Source organism: Micromonospora sp. NPDC005203 (assembly GCF_042872705.1).
Classification (GTDB): Bacteria; Actinomycetota; Actinomycetes; order Mycobacteriales; family Micromonosporaceae; genus Micromonospora.
Genome location: NZ_JBIAKV010000002.1, coordinates 998784 through 1013755, shown reverse-complemented (window position 1 = coordinate 1013755; position 14972 = coordinate 998784). Strand labels below are relative to the sequence as shown.

Annotated in this window: 7 protein-coding genes and 1 pseudogene; 1 reads left to right on the top strand and 7 read right to left on the bottom strand. The window is 71.6% G+C overall.

Annotation, left to right across the window (positions count from 1 at the left end):
• Nucleotides 1-122: 122 nt before the first annotated feature.
• Nucleotides 123-5204 carry an NAD-glutamate dehydrogenase gene (locus ACFYPM_RS09980; RefSeq protein WP_387193322.1) on the bottom strand — a complete coding sequence of 1694 codons (5082 nt, stop codon included), beginning with the start codon at nucleotides 5202-5204 and terminating at the stop codon, nucleotides 123-125.
• 289 nt (nucleotides 5205-5493) lie between these two features.
• Between ACFYPM_RS09980 and ACFYPM_RS09975 the strand changes: the two genes are divergently transcribed.
• Nucleotides 5494-7458, top strand: coding sequence for a penicillin-binding transpeptidase domain-containing protein (locus ACFYPM_RS09975; RefSeq protein ID WP_387193319.1), 1965 nt, complete (start codon nucleotides 5494-5496; stop codon nucleotides 7456-7458).
• A 664-nt stretch (nucleotides 7459-8122) separates the two neighbouring features.
• Here the strand turns inward: ACFYPM_RS09975 and ACFYPM_RS09970 are convergent.
• The 6 genes and pseudogenes from ACFYPM_RS09970 to ACFYPM_RS09945 all read right to left on the bottom strand — a co-directional run.
• A pseudogene (locus ACFYPM_RS09970) lies at nucleotides 8123-9145 on the bottom strand (arginase family protein); the annotation flags it as partial.
• 66 nt (nucleotides 9146-9211) lie between these two features.
• Nucleotides 9212-10135, bottom strand: a complete 924-nt coding sequence (locus ACFYPM_RS09965) for a tetratricopeptide repeat protein (protein WP_357246255.1) — start codon at nucleotides 10133-10135, stop codon at nucleotides 9212-9214.
• A 225-nt stretch (nucleotides 10136-10360) separates the two neighbouring features.
• Complete coding sequence (locus ACFYPM_RS09960; protein ID WP_387193315.1) at nucleotides 10361-12049, bottom strand: methylmalonyl-CoA mutase; 1689 nt, start codon at nucleotides 12047-12049, stop codon at nucleotides 10361-10363.
• Between the two features lie 105 nt (nucleotides 12050-12154).
• Nucleotides 12155-12556 (bottom strand): Asp23/Gls24 family envelope stress response protein, encoded by a 402-nt coding sequence (locus ACFYPM_RS09955; protein ID WP_357246261.1) that lies wholly within the window; start codon nucleotides 12554-12556, stop codon nucleotides 12155-12157.
• Nucleotides 12557-12670: 114 nt separating this feature from the next.
• Nucleotides 12671-13606: a methylmalonyl Co-A mutase-associated GTPase MeaB gene (gene meaB / locus ACFYPM_RS09950; RefSeq protein ID WP_387193454.1), complete on the bottom strand. Its 936-nt coding sequence runs from the start codon at nucleotides 13604-13606 to the stop codon at nucleotides 12671-12673.
• A gap of 124 nt (nucleotides 13607-13730) precedes the next feature.
• Complete coding sequence (locus tag ACFYPM_RS09945) at nucleotides 13731-14930, bottom strand: acetyl-CoA C-acetyltransferase (protein WP_387193312.1); 1200 nt, start codon at nucleotides 14928-14930, stop codon at nucleotides 13731-13733.
• Nucleotides 14931-14972 lie beyond the last annotated feature (42 nt).

Here is a 14972-nt window from a genome sequence, read left to right as displayed (position 1 = left end):
CCCCGCGCCGACCCCGCGCGGCCCCCCCCCCGCGCCCGCCCCCCCCCCCCCCCCCCCCCCCGGGCCCGCCCCCCCCCCCCCCCCCCCCCCCCCCCCCCCCCCCCGCGTCCGGGCGTACCGACTCAGGCGGCCGCGGAGGTCCGCACCAGGGTGCGGATCTGGCGCAGCAGCACCGACAGGGCGGCGAGATCCGCCCGCGACTCGTCGAACTCCCCCATCGCCCGCCGGGCGCGGTGGATCGAGGTCGCGTTCGACTGCTCCCACTGCTGCACCCGCTCGTGCGGCGGCAGGTCCTCCGGGGTGGAGTCGAACACCTCCGCGGTGAGCGCGGCCAGCGCGGCGTAGAGGTCGTAGCGCAGCGCCATCCGAGCCAACGTCTGCCAGCGGTCCTCGCGAGGCAGCAGGGAGATCTTCGACAGCAGCGAGTCCACCCGGAACAGGTCGGACAGCACGAAGTAGACCGAGGCCACCTCGCTGACGTCCCGCCCGCTGGCGTTCGCCGTCTCCACCACGTCCATCAGACCGAAGCTGTACATCAGCCGGGTCGCGCGTTCCGCCAGCTCGCGGGGCAGCCCACGCTCGGTCATCGAGTCCATGTGCGCGGCGATGCCCTGCCGCTCGTTGCCGTAGAACAGCTCCTCCAGCCCCGGCAGCAGCCGGGTGACACCGTCGCGCAGCCGGGCGATCTCGGCCGGCACGTCGATCGGCGAGCGCCGGTTGGACACCAGCCACCGCACGGCCCGGTCGAGCAGCCGACGGGTGTCCAGGTAGACACTCGTCTGCAACTCCGGCGCGACCTTGTTGTCCAGCGCCTCGACCGCGTCCCACAGGTCGCGGAGGCCGAACACCTCGCTGACCACCACGTAGGCCCGGATCACGTCCGCCGCGCTGGCCGCCGTCTCCTCGACCACCCGGAAGATGAACGAGATGCCACCCCGGTTGATCGCCTCGTTGACCAGGACGGTGGTGACGATGTCGCGGCGCAGTCGGTGCCGGCCCATCCGGTCGGCGAAGCGCTCACGCATCGGCGTCGGGAAGTAGTTGACCAGGACCTCGGTCGTCCACTCCTCGTCCGCCAGACCCTCGGTGAGGATCTCCCGCTCCAGGACGATCTTCACGTACGCGAGCAGCACCGCGAACTCCGGCGCGGTCAGCCCGGACTCGCTGCGGACCGCCAACTCCTCATCCGGCGGCAGCGCCTCCAGCGCCCGGTCCAACCCACCCGACCGCTCCAACTCGTTGATCATCCGGCGGTGCACCGGCAGCAGCGAGGCGGCCTGGGCCTGGGCGTTGTTGATCGCCCGCGCCTGGTCGTAGTTGTCCCGCAGCACCAGCTCCGCGACCTCGTTGGTCATCCCGGCCAGCAGCTCGTCGCGCTCGGCCGTGGTCAACTCGCCGTCGGCCACCGCCGTGTTCAGCAGGATCTTGATGTTCACCTCGTGGTCGGAGGTGTCTACGCCGGCCGCGTTGTCGATGAAGTCGGAGAAGATCCGGCCGCCGGTCAACGCGTACTCGATCCGGCCGAGCTGGGTCCAGCCCAGGTTGCCGCCCTCGCCCGCGACCCGGCACCGCAGGTTGCGCCCGTCCACCCGGATCGCGTCGTTGGACTTGTCGCCCACCTCGGCGTTGGTCTGGGTGGAGGCCTTGACGTAGGTGCCGATGCCGCCGTTCCAGAACAGGTCCACCGGAGCGGTGACGATCGCCTTCATCAGCTCCTGCGGCGACAGGTGCGTGACGTCGTCGTCCAGGCCGATCGCCGCCCGGACCTGCGGCGTGATCGGGATGGACTTCGCGGTACGCGGAAAGATGCCGCCGCCGGCCGAGATCAGCTCCGGGTTGTAGTCCTCCCACGAGGACCGGGACAGGTCGAACAGCCGCCGCCGCTCCGCGTACGAGGTGGCCGCGTCCGGCTCCGGGTCCAGGAAGATGTGCCGGTGGTCGAAGGCGGCCACCAACCGGATGTGCTCGGACAGCAGCATCCCGTTGCCGAACACGTCGCCGGACATGTCACCGACGCCCACCACCGTGAAGTCCTGGGTCTGGGTGTCCAGGCCCAGCTCCCGGAAGTGCCGCTTCACCGACTCCCAGGCGCCCCGGGCGGTGATGCCCATCTTCTTGTGGTCGTAGCCGGCGGATCCGCCGGACGCGAACGCGTCGCCCATCCAGAAGTTGTGGGTCTTGGAGATCTCGTTGGCGATGTCGGAGAACGTCGCGGTGCCCTTGTCGGCCGCCACCACCAGGTACGGGTCGTCGCCGTCGTGCCGGACCACGTCCTCGGGCGGCACGATCTGCCCGCTGACGATGTTGTCGGTGACGTCCAGCATCGCACCGACGAACTCCTGGTAGCAGGCGACCGCCTCGTCCCGGTCACCCGGCTTCTGCTTCAGCACGAAGCCGCCCTTGGCGCCGACCGGCACGATCACGGTGTTCTTCACCATCTGCGCCTTGACCAGGCCCAGCACCTCGGTACGGAAGTCCTCCCGACGGTCGGACCAGCGCAACCCGCCCCGGGCCACCGGCCCGAACCGCAGGTGCACACCCTCGAAGCGCGGCGAGTAGACGAAGATCTCGAACTTCGGTCGCGGCGCGGGCAGGTCCGGAATGGCCTGCGGGTCGAGCTTGAACGCCACGTACGCCTTCGGCCGCCCGTCGGAGCGCTTCTGGTAGAAGCTGGTCCGCAGGGTCGCCTCGATCAGTGTCAGGTACGAGCGCAGGATTCGGTCCTGGTCGAGGCTGGCCACGTCGTCCAGCCCGGCCCGGATCAACTCCACCAGCTCGCCACTGCGCTGCTGCCGCTGCTCGGTGGTCCGCCCACCCGGCGCGAACCGGGTCTCGAAGAGATCCACGAGCAACGCGGCGAGCTTCGGGTACGCGACGAAGGTCTGCTCCATGTAGTCCTGGGAGAAGACCGTGCCGGCCTGCCGCAGGTACTTCGCGTACGCCCGCAGCACCACCACCTGCCGCCAGGTGAGCCCGCCGCGCAGCACCAGCTCGTTGAACCGGTCCACCTCGGCCTCACCGCGCCAGGCCGCCGCGAAGGCGTTCTCCACGTGTGGGCGTACCTCGGCCAGCTCGTGGTGCCCCTCGGGCAGCATCAGGCCGAAGTCGTACAGGTAGACCCGCCCGTCGATCCGGTCCACCTCGTACGGGTGCTCGTCGACCACGCGCACACCGAGGGAGTGCAGCACCGGCAGCACGGCGGAGAGCATCATCGGTTCGCCGTACCGGTAGACCTTGAACCGGACGTCCATCGCCTCGGCCAGGTCCGCGCCGGGCACCCGGGTGCCGGGCCGGGGCGCCAACTGCTTACGGAACAGGTGCATCTCCAGCTGGCCGGGCTCCTCCAGCAGCTCCAGCTTCGCCAGGTCCTTCATCGCCTCGTACGGCGTGTGCCCGTCCTTGTAGCCCTCCGGGAACGCGTCGGCGTACCTGGTGAACAGGTGTTTGGCCTGCTCGTCGCCGAGCTTGCGCTCCAGCACCAGCCGGTAGTCGTCGTCCCAGAGTCGGGTCGCGTCGGCCAACTCCTCGGCCAACAGGTCGGCGTCGATGTCGCCGGGCGGTCGCGTCGGGTCGGTACGCACGATGAAGTGCACCCGGGCCAGCATCGACTCGGTGACCCGGGTGGTGTAGTCCACCCCGACACCGTTCAGCTCCCGCAGCAGGATGTCCTGCATGCGCAGCCGGTTCTGCGTGGTGAACCGGTCCCGGGGCAGGTAGATCAGGCAGGAGATGAACCGCCCGTACGCGTCCCGGCGCAGGAAGACCCGCAGCTGCCGACGACCGGCCATCCGCAGTACGCCGATCACCGCGTGGTAGAGATCGTCGGTCTTGATCTGGAACAGCTCGTCGCGGGGGTAGGTCTCCAGGATCTGGATCAGGTCCTTACCCGAGTGGCTGCGCCGGCTCAGGCCGGAGCGGTCCAGCACCTCGGCCACCTTGCGGCGCACCACCGGCAACTCCCGGACGCTGGTCCGGTACGCGGCGGTGGAGAACAGGCCGAGGAAGCGCCGCTCGCCGATCACCTCGCCGGCCTCGTTGAAGATCTTGAAGCCGATGTAGTCCAGGTACGCCGAGCGGTGCACGGTGGCCCGCGAGTTGGCCTTGGTGATGATGAGCAGGCGCTTCTCCAGCACCTTGTCGTGCGCCTCCGGCGTCATCGACGCCAGCGGCCGGGCCTCCGGCGCGTCGGAGCGCAGGATGCCCAGACCCGTGCCGAGCACCGCCTCCAACGCCTTGCCGTCGACCTCGTCGCCGGCCTCGCCGCTCGCGACGTCCACCAGCCGGTACTCCCGGTAGCCGAGGAAGGTGAAGTGGTCGTGGGCCAGCCACCGCAGCAACTCCACCGAGTCGGTGATGTCCTTCTCCGGCACCGGTGGCCGGTTCTCGGCGGTACGCGCGGAGGCCAACTCGTCGGCGAGCGCGAGGGAGCGCTGACGCATCTTCGGCCAGTCCTCCACCGCCTCCCGCACGTCGGTGAGCACCCGCTGCAGCTCGCGGCACAGCCGGTCCCGCTCGGCCGCGTCCCGGACCGGGTCGATCTCGATCCGCATCCAGCTCTCGATGATGTCGCCGGCGATAGCGTCGTCCGGCTCCACGTCCGCCGAGACCTCGGTGAGGCGGCCCAACGGCTCCCGCCGTACCACCACCAGGGGGTGCACCAGCAGATGCACGTCCAGGTGGTACGAGTTGAGCAGCGCGGTCACCGAGTCGACCAGGAACGGCATGTCGTCGGTGACGATCTCGACGACCGTGTGGTGCTGGTCGGCGTGCGGCTCGTGGATCCGCAGCTTCAGCTCGCCCGGCACCCGCTGTTGGGCGAGGTCCCGGTGCGCCCGGGCCGCGTCGAGCATCTCTTCCGCCGTGAAGCCGACCAGCTCCTCGTCCGGTGCGAACCGCCAGAAACGGCCGACGAGTGTCGCCGCGTCGTGGTCGTCCCCCGCGAGCGCGACAGCCTGAGCCACCAGGCGCTCCGCATTGGGAACGGGTTCGTCGAGCTCGGCGTCCTCCACGTCGTCGGCCAACGCCTCGGTGGGCAGGCCCAGATCGTAGATGGTGTCGATGCTCGACCCGGTCAGCCCCGTGACTCCCGTGTCGAGCCGGCCGTAGCCGTCCCCGTCGGTCGCCGAATCGAAGCTGTCGTCGTCCCGGCCGGAGTCATCCTGCCGGAGGTCGGGTTCCGGTTTGATCGCCGGACGCCGGTCCATCGGTGCCACTCCCCTCGACCCACCGCGTTGTGGGTCACTCTGCCGCCCAGCCTAGGCCCTGCCGTTGTGCGCCTTCGTCGGCGGACCACTGGCCAGACGTCCGGATCGGGACTTTGTCCTTTCACCCGTTGCGGGTCCGAGGTTGGCCGGCTGCGGGATACCCCGCCACGCGATGTTCATCACACCGGTCCGGCCCGTCTTTGAGCGCGCCCGCCACGCTGGGGGACGTTGGGGACGGCGTCGGCGTACTACCGTGCGAAGGCGCTCCGAGATCGGAAGGACCAGCTTCATGCCCTCGTCGTACCCCCGGCCCCTCCGGCCGAACCCCGTCCGCCGTGTGGCCGCCGCCCTCACCGCGGCGCTGCTCATGGCCGGCGTTCTGGTTGGCTGCTCGGCTGACGACGGGCCGGAGGGCAGTCTCGACGCCTTTCTCGCCGGTTGGCGCAGCGGCGATCTCCAGGCGGTCGGTCTGATCGACCCGACCGGCGGCAAGCTGCCCTCGACCGAGGTAAGTCGCCAGATCAAGGAGCTCTCCGGTGAGCTGGCGGCGACCCCGCCCACGCTGACGCGTCGCGGCGCACCGAAGGTGAAGGCGGACATCGCCACCACAACCGTCCAGGTGGAGTGGAAGCTGCCCGGTCAGACCCCCTGGACGTACGACCGGGAGGTGCGTCTCGCCAAGGGCGACGACGACCAGTGGCAGGTGATCTGGGAGCCGAAGGTGGTGCACGAGCAGCTCACCGAGGGTGACCGGTTGGCGTTGCGCCGCGACGCCAGCACCCGCGCCGGGGTGCTGGACGCCGCCGGCCAACCGATCGTGACCCCCCGGCCGGTGGTGCGGGTCGGCGTGCAGCCCGACGGGGTCACCGATCTCGACAAGCTCGTCAAGGACCTCGACGCGGCGTTCAAGGCCATCCGCCCGGCGCTGGTCCCCGGCGTCGACCTGGCCGACCTGCCCGACCGGGTGGCCAAGGCCGAGCCGGGTGCCTTCGTCGAGGTGGTGTCGCTCCGCGAGGAGGCGTACCGGCAGATCAAGCCCCGGATCTACGACCTGCCCGGCACCAAGTTCGTCTCCGACAAGATCGACCTGGCGCCCACCCGCGAGTTCGCCCGTGCGCTGCTCGGCTCGGTCGACCCGGCGCAGGCCGACGACCTCGCCGCACACCCCGACCGGTACGTCGTCGGCGACCTGGTCGGGCACGGCGGGCTGCAGGGCCGCTACGACGAGCGACTGCGCGGTGGCCCCGGGCTGACCGTGGTGGTCGAGCGTCCCGCCGAGGGCGGCAAACTGGAACCGACCGGCACCGAGTTGTTCCGCCGGGAGCCGCAGCCCGGTCAGGCACTGAAGACCACGCTTGACGTCGCCGTCCAGAACGCGGCCGACGGGGCCCTGCGCGCCGAGCCGCGGCGGTCCTCGATGGTGGCCCTCCGGATCAGCGATGGTGCCGTGCTCGCCGCGGCGAACGGCCCTGGCCCGGCCGGGGAGAATCTGGCCTTCGACGCTCAGGTGCCTCCCGGCTCCACGTTCAAGATGGTCAGCACGTTCGGCCTACTGGACCGGGGTGCGGTCACTCTGGACGGGCCGGTGGCCTGCCCGAAGACCTTCACCGTGGACGGTCGCTCCTTCAAGAACTCCGACAACTTCGAACTCGGCTCGGTGCCGTTCCGCACCGACTTCGCCAAGTCCTGCAACACGGCGTTCGCCTCGCTCGCGCCGAAGCTCGGCGGTGACGGGCTGGCCGCCGCCGGCCGCTCGTTGGGCCTGGAAGGTCAGTGGGACCTCGGCACGGACGCCTTCACCGGCAAGGTGTCCACGGGTGGCAGCCCGGCCGAGCAGGCCGCGGCATCGTTCGGGCAGGGCACCACGCTGGTCAGCCCGCTGGCCATGGCCGGTGCCACCGCGGCGGTCGCCCGAGGCCGCTTCGAGCAGCCGAAACTGCTCATCGACCCGGCGCCGGCCAAGCCGGCCCCGCCGGGCGAGCAACTCAAGCCGGAATCGGTCGCGGCACTGCGCGCGATGATGCGCGAGGTGGTCACCACGGGCACCGGCAGCGCGCTGAAGGACGTGCCGGGCGAGGTCTACGGCAAGACCGGCACCGCTGAGTACGACGACAACCCGGCCCACACCCACGCCTGGTTCGTCGGTTGGCGGGGCGACGTGGCGTTCGCCGTCTTCGTGGAGAAGGGTGGCGCCAGCACGGCGTCGGCCGTCCCGATCGCCGAGCGCTTCCTCCGCGCCCTTCCCCCGTCCTGACACCGACGCCGCTCAGGCGCGCCCAGCCCCGACCCCCACCCAGCCCGACCGCACGCCCAGCCGGCAACCCCCGCCCGGCCCCGACCGCACGCCCAGCCGGCAACCCCCGCGCACCGCTCCGGCGCTGATCCACTCGGTATTGCTGAAACCGCGCTATTCGAGCCACTCGGACGCCGCGACATCATGAAAGCCGAGTCGATCATGACGCGGTGGGGCGGCGGTCGGGTCAGGCGGTGTCGGCTTTGCGGTGGTCCGGGGCATTCTCGTCCGGTGGAGAGGGTCGGCGGAGCAGACCCGGGCCGGCCGACGCGGGTGGGCCGACCGGCTCCCGCTCGGTCGTGGCCGGGAGGTGGGCCGCGCCCTCCGCGGAGTCACCACCGAATCGGCCGGAAGCAGCCACCGCACCATCGGGGCGGTCGATGCCGGCCCGATCATCGGCGACGGCGTCCGGGTCGGCGGACCCCGCCTCCGGGAGCGGCCCGGCATCGACGGCCGGAGACCACGAGGGGGCGTCAGTGAAGGACGCCGCACCGCCGATCGCACCAGCCACCCCACCAACCCGCTCGGCGCGGTCCAACCCACCAACCCGCTCCGCGCGGTCCAACCCACCAACCCGCTCGGCGCGGTCCAACCCACCAACCCGCTCCGCGCGGTCCAACCCACCTGCACCTTCGGCGTGGCCGGGTCGCTCGGTGGGGGCCGGGGTCCGGCCGTTACCGCGCCGGGGGCCGGGGGTCGGCCGGGACGACAGCAGCCGGGGCGGCACCGCCTCCGGGGCGGTGACCGGGGCCAGGCCGGCGACGACGGTGTTGACGATCTCGGCCGCGTACGAGCCGTCGGGGTCGTAGTCGGGGTCGAACACGGTCAGCTCCACGCCGAGGCAGTGCGGGGTGTCGACCAGGCCGGCGAGCAGGATCTCCAGCTCGGCGAAGGCGATCCCACCGGGGTCGGGGGCATCGACGGCGGGCATCACCGCGGGGTCGAGCACGTCCACGTCGATGTGCACCCAGTAGCCCGCGCAGTCGGCGAGTTGCTCGTGCGCCCACTGCGCGGTCCGGGCGGCGCCCTCGGCGCGAAGCGCCGGCACCGGCCGGGTGGTGATCCCGGCGGCCTGCAGGTCGAGCCGGTACTCGTCCTGGGCCCGGATGCCGAGCACCACCACGTCGATGTCGCGGAAGTAGGGCCGGCGACCCTCGATCGCGGCAAGGTCGGCCTGGCCGCGCCCGGTGACGAGGGCCAGGTCCTCCCCGGCGGCCGCCCCGACGTAGGAGGCGTTGCCGGGGTGCCGGAAGTCGGAGTGCCCGTCGACGAAGACCAGCCCGATCCGCCCGCCGACGGCTTCACCGAGGCGGTGCATGGCCAGCGCCGAGCCGAGCAGCACGGAGCAGTCGCCGCCCAGCACCACCGGGAACTCGCCCCGGTCGATGATCGAGCCGATCCGCTCGGCGAGGGCCAGCGAGTAGTCGGCGATCTCCCGGGCGTGGCACACCCCGTCGCCGGGCCGCCAGTCGCCCGGGTCGTACCGTGCCGGGGTGACGCAGCCGGCGTCGCGGGCGCGGAGCCGGGCCAGCAGTTCGTGGTCGCGCAGTGCGCCGGGCGCCTTGGCGCACCCGGGGACCGACGTGGACGTCGGCGGCCGCAGACCGAGATTTGTCGGCGCGTCGAGGACGGCGATCCGGCGCATCATGAGCTCCCGTCCTCGTTGGTCGGGCGGGCCGGCCGGAACGCCGGCCCGCGCTGGCGTGCTGTGAACTCAGAACAGGGCGCTGGCCAACGCCCGGCGCGCCGAGGCGACGGCCGGATCGTCCGGGCCGGCGATGGAGAAGAGCGAGACCAGGTGCTGGCGGGCGGTCTCCCGGTCTTCTCCGGCGGTGCGCCGGACCAGACCGACGAGCCGGGCGTACGCCTGCTCGGCCAGACCGCTGAGCACCTCGATGTCGGCGGCCAGCAGCTGCGCGGCCACGTCGTCGGGGGCGCTCTCGGCGGCGGCCAGCGCGGCGGCCGGGTCCGCGCCGGCGACCCGGCGGGCCACCCCGACCTGGGCCAGCCCGGCGGTGGCCGCGGCGTCCGCCGGGGCGTCGGCCAGAATCTTCCGGTACGCCTGCTCGGCGGCGTCCAGGTCGCCGCTCATCAGCGCGTCGTCGGCCTCGTCGAGGCGGGGGTCCTCCGGCTCGGCGACTGTCACGCCGCCGGCCTTGAGTACGGCCTGGATCCACTGCCGCAACTGGGCCTCGGGCACCACGCCGGAGAAGGCGTCGACCGGCTGGCCGCCGACGACCGCGTAGACCATGGGGATGCCCTGGACTCGGAACATCTGTGCGATTCGCGGATTTTCCTGCACGTCGACCCGTGCCAGCACCCAGGTGCCGCCGCCCTCGGCGTTCAACTGCTCCAGGACCGGGGCGAACTCGTCGCTCTCCGGGAAACCGGCCGCGCCGAAGAACACGACGACGGGCACCGCCATCGACCGTTCGAGCACCTCGGACTGGATTGTCGCCTCGGTGACGTCGACGATGGCGGTGCTCCCGCCGGCGGTGGGCGCGCCGGGGGTGCCGTTGGACGGGCCGCCCTGTGGGGGCGTGCCGGGGCGGGTACTTGCTGGTGCGGGGCCACGCAGCGTGCTGAGGTCGACCGCGCCGCGGGTGAAGATCGACGAGGTGATCCGTGGGTCGCTCATGGTTACCTAGTCTCGCACGTGAGCCCCCGATCTCAGGTCACCCACAACCCCGACGTTGCAACTCTCACCCTGCCCCGACACCCCGCCCCGCACCCCGCCCCCCACCCCGCCCCCCACCCTCGCGATCTTGCACTTCCTGTCGCCAGTACGCGACATTCGCCCCTTTTACGGGGGCAGAAAGTGCAAGATCGCGGGAGTCGTCGGCGCGGGGACGGAAGCAGGGGGTTAGAAGCGGGCTGGTTCGCGGTGGGTGCCCCACTCGGCGCGGAGCGCGTCGCAGACCTCACCGAGGGTCGCTTCGGCGCGGACGGCGTCGAGCATCGCGGGGATCATGTTCTCGTCGGTGCGGCTGACGTCGACCATCCGGGCCACCGCAGCGCGGACCGCCGACTCGTCCCGCGCACCCTTGCGCTCGGCCAGCACCCGGCGCTGCTCCAGCTCCACCTCGTGCGAGATGCGGAGGATCTCCAACTCCTTGGCGACCGTACCGGTGTGGCAGTTGACCCCGACGATCTTCTTGTCGCCCTTCTCCAGGGCCTGCTGGTAGACGAAGGCCGACTCGGCGATGTGCCCGGTGAACCACCCGTCCTCGATGCCGCGCAGGATGCCCGAGGTCATCGGGCCGATCTGGTGCGGCCCGTCCCCGCCGAGCTGCCGGATCCGGGCGAAGATCTCCTCCGCCTCGGCCTCGATCTTGTCGGTCAGCGCCTCGACGTACCAGGAGCCGCCGAGCGGGTCGGCCACGTTGACCACGCCGATCTCCTCCATCAGCACCTGCTGGGTACGCAGGGCGATCTCGGCGGACTCGTCGGTGGGCAGCGCCAGGGTCTCGTCGAGCGCGTTGGTGTGCAGCGAGTTCGTGCCGCCCAGCACCGCCGCGAGCGCCTCCACGGCGGTCCGTACGACGTTGTTGACCGGCTGCTGCGCGGTCAGCGACACCCCGGCGGTCTGCGTGTGGAAACGCAGCCACAGGGCCTTCGCACTTGTCGCGCCGTAGACGTCGCGCAGCCAGCGGGCCCAGATCCGGCGGGCGGCGCGGAACTTGGCGATCTCCTCGAAGAAGTCGAGGTGCGAGTCGAAGAAGAAGCTCAGCCCCGGCGCGAACACGTTCACGTCCAGGCCGCGCGAGAGGCCCAGTTCGACGTACCCGAAACCGTCGGCCAGGGTGTACGCCAACTCTTGCGCGGCGGTCGAGCCGGCCTCGCGGATGTGGTAGCCGGAGACCGACAGCGGCTTGTAGCGCGGGATCTCGGCGGCGCAGTATTCCATCAGGTCGCCGATCAGGCGCAGGTGCGGCTCCGGGTCGAAGAGCCACTCCTTCTGCGCGATGTACTCCTTGAAGATGTCGGTCTGCAGCGTGCCGTCCAGCTTGGACAGGTCGGCGCCCTGCCGCTCGGCGGCGACCAGGTACATGCAGAACACCGGCACGGCCGGACCGGAGATCGTCATCGAGGTGGTGACGTCGGCCAGGTCGATGCCGTCGAAGAGCGCCTGCATGTCGGTGGCGGTGTCGATGGCGACGCCACAGTGGCCGACCTCGCCGAGCGCCTGCGGGTCATCCGAGTCGCGGCCCATCAGCGTCGGCATGTCGAACGCGACCGAGAGGCCGCCACCGCCGGCGCCGAGGATCATCTTGTAGCGCTCGTTGGTCTGCTGGGCGTTACCGAAGCCGGCGAACTGCCGGATCGTCCAGGTCCGCCCGCGGTAGCCGGTCGGATAGAGACCCCGGGTGTACGGGTACTCGCCCGGCCAGCCGATCCGCTCGAAGCCCGGGTACGCGCTGCCCTCGGGCGGCCCGTAGACCGGTTCGACCGGCATCCCGGAGAGCGTGGTGAAGTCAGCGTCGCGCTTGCGTGCGGCGTCGTACCGGGCCTGCCAACGCGCCCGTCCGGCGTCGATCTCGTCGGCGTCCATGAGCAGGGCTCCTCCTCGGGTCCTCGACTGCAGGTCGAGTGTAGGGCCCACACCTGAACGATCGCTAAGTCCTGTCGTACCGACCGGTAACGTGCGAGCTGGGCGCTAGACGGCCGGCCCGCCCATCGCCACGTCGTCGACCCGGATGTTGACCTCGTCGACCCGCAGCCCGTACGCCTCGACCGCCTCGGTCACCCGAGCCCGCACCTGCCCGGTGATCTCCGGGACCGGCTGGCCGGCGTGAATCACCAGCACCAGGTTGACCACCGCGGCATCGCCGGTCACGTGGGCCGAGCAACCCCGTCGGGCATCGCCCACCTGATCCAGCCCGACCCGGTCCAGCACCGAGTTGAAGAATCGGGCCACGTCCCCGCCCAACTCGGCCACGCCGGGAACTGCGCGGGCCGCCGCGACGGCGATCTTCTCGATCACCTCGTCGGAGACCTGCGTCGTTCCGCCGGCCCCCGCCGACGCCGTGGTCAGCTCCCGCGTCACCTCGTGGTCCATCGTCACTCCCCTGCTCCTCGCGCCACCGCGCCGGCACACCGCCCGGCCCCCACCGCCGTGGGGCGCTGCGAGCCTACAAGGAGGGGATGCCGCCAGGGTGTCCCCGGTGGACGGTCAGCGGGCGAGTTGGGCGAGCAGTTCGTCCGCCGCCCGGTAGGGGTCGATCGCACCCTCGGCCACCTTGGCGGCGAGCGTGGCCAACTCCGTACCGTCGCGCAGTGAGCCGATCCGGGCGCGAAGGGTGCCGAGCGCGATCGCCTCGACCTCGGCGGCGGCCCGCGCCTCCTGGCGCCGACGCAGCTCGCCGTGCTCGACGAGCCAACCCCGGTGCTTGTCGATCGCCGCCGTGATCTCGTCGATGCCCTCGCCGCGCGCGGCGACCGAGCGGACCACCTGCGGTCTCCACTGCCCCGGGCCACGCTCACCGAGGGCGATCATGCCCTGGATGTCGCGGACGGTGGCGTCGACGCCGTCCCGGTCGGCCTTGTTGACCACGAACACGTCGGCGATCTCCAGGATGCCGGCCTTGACCGCCTGGATCGCGTCACCCATGCCGGGCGCGAGCAGCACCAGCGTGGTGTCGGCCAGCGAGGCCACCTCCACCTCGGCCTGTCCGACCCCGACGGTCTCCACCAGCACCACGTCACAGCCGGCGCCCTCCAGCACCCGGACCGCCTGCGGCGTCGCCGCGGCCAACCCGCCGAGATGACCCCGGCTGGACATGGACCGGATGTAGACGCCCGGATCGGTGGCGTGGTCCTGCATCCTCACCCGGTCGCCGAGGATCGCTCCACCGGTGAACGGGCTGGACGGGTCGACCGCCAGCACGCCGACCCGGTGCCCCTTCGCCCGCAGCGCGCGGACCAGCTCGTTCGTGGTGGTCGACTTACCCACCCCGGGCGAACCGGTCAGCCCGACGACCTGGGCCTGCCCGGCGTACGGCGCCAACGCGGCGGCGATCGCCGGCAGCAGCTCGTCGCCGTTCTCCACGAGTGTGATCAGCCGGGCCACCGCGCGGGGGTCACCCGCGCGGGCCCGTTCGACAAGCATCGGTACGTCCCGAGTGCGGCGCACCGACGTGGCACCCGCGGACGGGACGTGCTCCGCCACGTCGCTCACCGCACCACCCTTGTTCGCGACCGCGGCGCTCGCAGAACCGGCTCACTTCCCGCGGTCACTGGTCCACCGCAGCCTTGCCCGGCACGTGGATGATCAGCGCGTCGCCCTGACCACCGCCACCGCAGAGCGCCGCCGCGCCGGTACCGCCGCCGCGCCGCTTCAGCTCCAGCGCGAGGGTGAGGACGAGACGAGCGCCGGACATGCCGATCGGGTGCCCCAGCGCGATGGCGCCGCCGTTGACGTTGACCCTGTCCGGGCTGATGCCGAGGTCCCGGGTGGACTGCACACCGACCTGCGCGAACGCCTCGTTGATCTCGATCAGGTCCAGGTCGGCGACGCTCAGGCCGCCCTTCTTCAACGCGTGGTTGATCGCGTTGGACGGCTGCGAGTGCAGGGAGTTGTCCGGGCCGGCCACGTTGCCGTGCGGACCGATCTCGGCCAGCCAGGTCAGCCCCAGCTCGATGGCCTTGGCCTTGCTCATCACGAGCACGGCGGCAGCGCCGTCGGAGATCGACGACGAGCTGCCGGCGGTGATGGTGCCGTCCTTCGCGAAGGCGGGGCGCAGCTTGGCCAGCGACTCGACGGTGGTGTCCGGGCGGATGCCCTCGTCCTCGCTGATCACCAGCGGGTCACCCTTGCGCTGCGGGATGACCACCGGGGCGATCTCGTCGGCGAAGAGGCCGTTCTTCTGCGCGGCGGCGGCCCGCTGGTGGCTGGCGGCGGCGAACGCGTCCTGCTCCTCGCGGGTGATGCCGTGCCGGGCACCGAGGCGCTCGGTCGACTCGCCCATCGAGCAGCAGTCCCAGGCGTCGCTGAGCCCGTCGTGCGCCATGTGGTCCTTGACCACCACGTCGCCGTACTTGTGGCCGGTGCGCTGACCCATCAGCAGGTGCGGGGCGTTGGTCATCGACTCCATGCCGCCGGCCACCACGATGTCGAACTCGCCGGCACGGATCAGCTGGTCGGCCAGGGCGATCGCGTCCAGCCCGGAGAGGCAGACCTTGTTGATGGTCAGCGCCGGCACCGACATCGGCACGCCGGCCTCGACCGCGGCCTGCCGCGCCGGAATCTGACCGGCACCGGCCTGCAGCACCTGCCCCATGATCACGTACTGGACCTGGTCCGGGCTGACCCCGGCCCGCTCCAGCGCGGCCTTGATGGCGATCCCGCCCAGCTTCGTGGCCGGAAGGTCCTTGAGGTTGCCCAGCAGCCGGCCCATCGGGGTCCGCGCGCCGCTGACGATCACCGAAGCCATGCCTGCCTCCGAGGGGGGTGCCGAGCTGTACGCCTTAACGAT

Bases quoted from the DNA above. Each gene is read 5' to 3' on its own strand.
- meaB (WP_387193454.1), bottom strand. From the start codon at position 13,606: ATGCTTGTCGAACGGGCCCGCGCGGGTGACCCCCGCGCGGTGGCCCGG.
- ACFYPM_RS09955 (WP_357246261.1), bottom strand. From the start codon at position 12,556: ATGGACCACGAGGTGACGCGGGAGCTGACCACGGCGTCGGCGGGGGCC.
- ACFYPM_RS09965 (WP_357246255.1), bottom strand. From the start codon at position 10,135: ATGAGCGACCCACGGATCACCTCGTCGATCTTCACCCGCGGCGCGGTC.
- ACFYPM_RS09960 (WP_387193315.1), bottom strand. From the start codon at position 12,049: ATGGACGCCGACGAGATCGACGCCGGACGGGCGCGTTGGCAGGCCCGG.
- ACFYPM_RS09945 (WP_387193312.1), bottom strand. From the start codon at position 14,930: ATGGCTTCGGTGATCGTCAGCGGCGCGCGGACCCCGATGGGCCGGCTG.
- ACFYPM_RS09980 (WP_387193322.1), bottom strand. From the start codon at position 5,204: ATGGACCGGCGTCCGGCGATCAAACCGGAACCCGACCTCCGGCAGGAT.
- ACFYPM_RS09975 (WP_387193319.1), top strand. From the start codon at position 5,494: ATGCCCTCGTCGTACCCCCGGCCCCTCCGGCCGAACCCCGTCCGCCGT.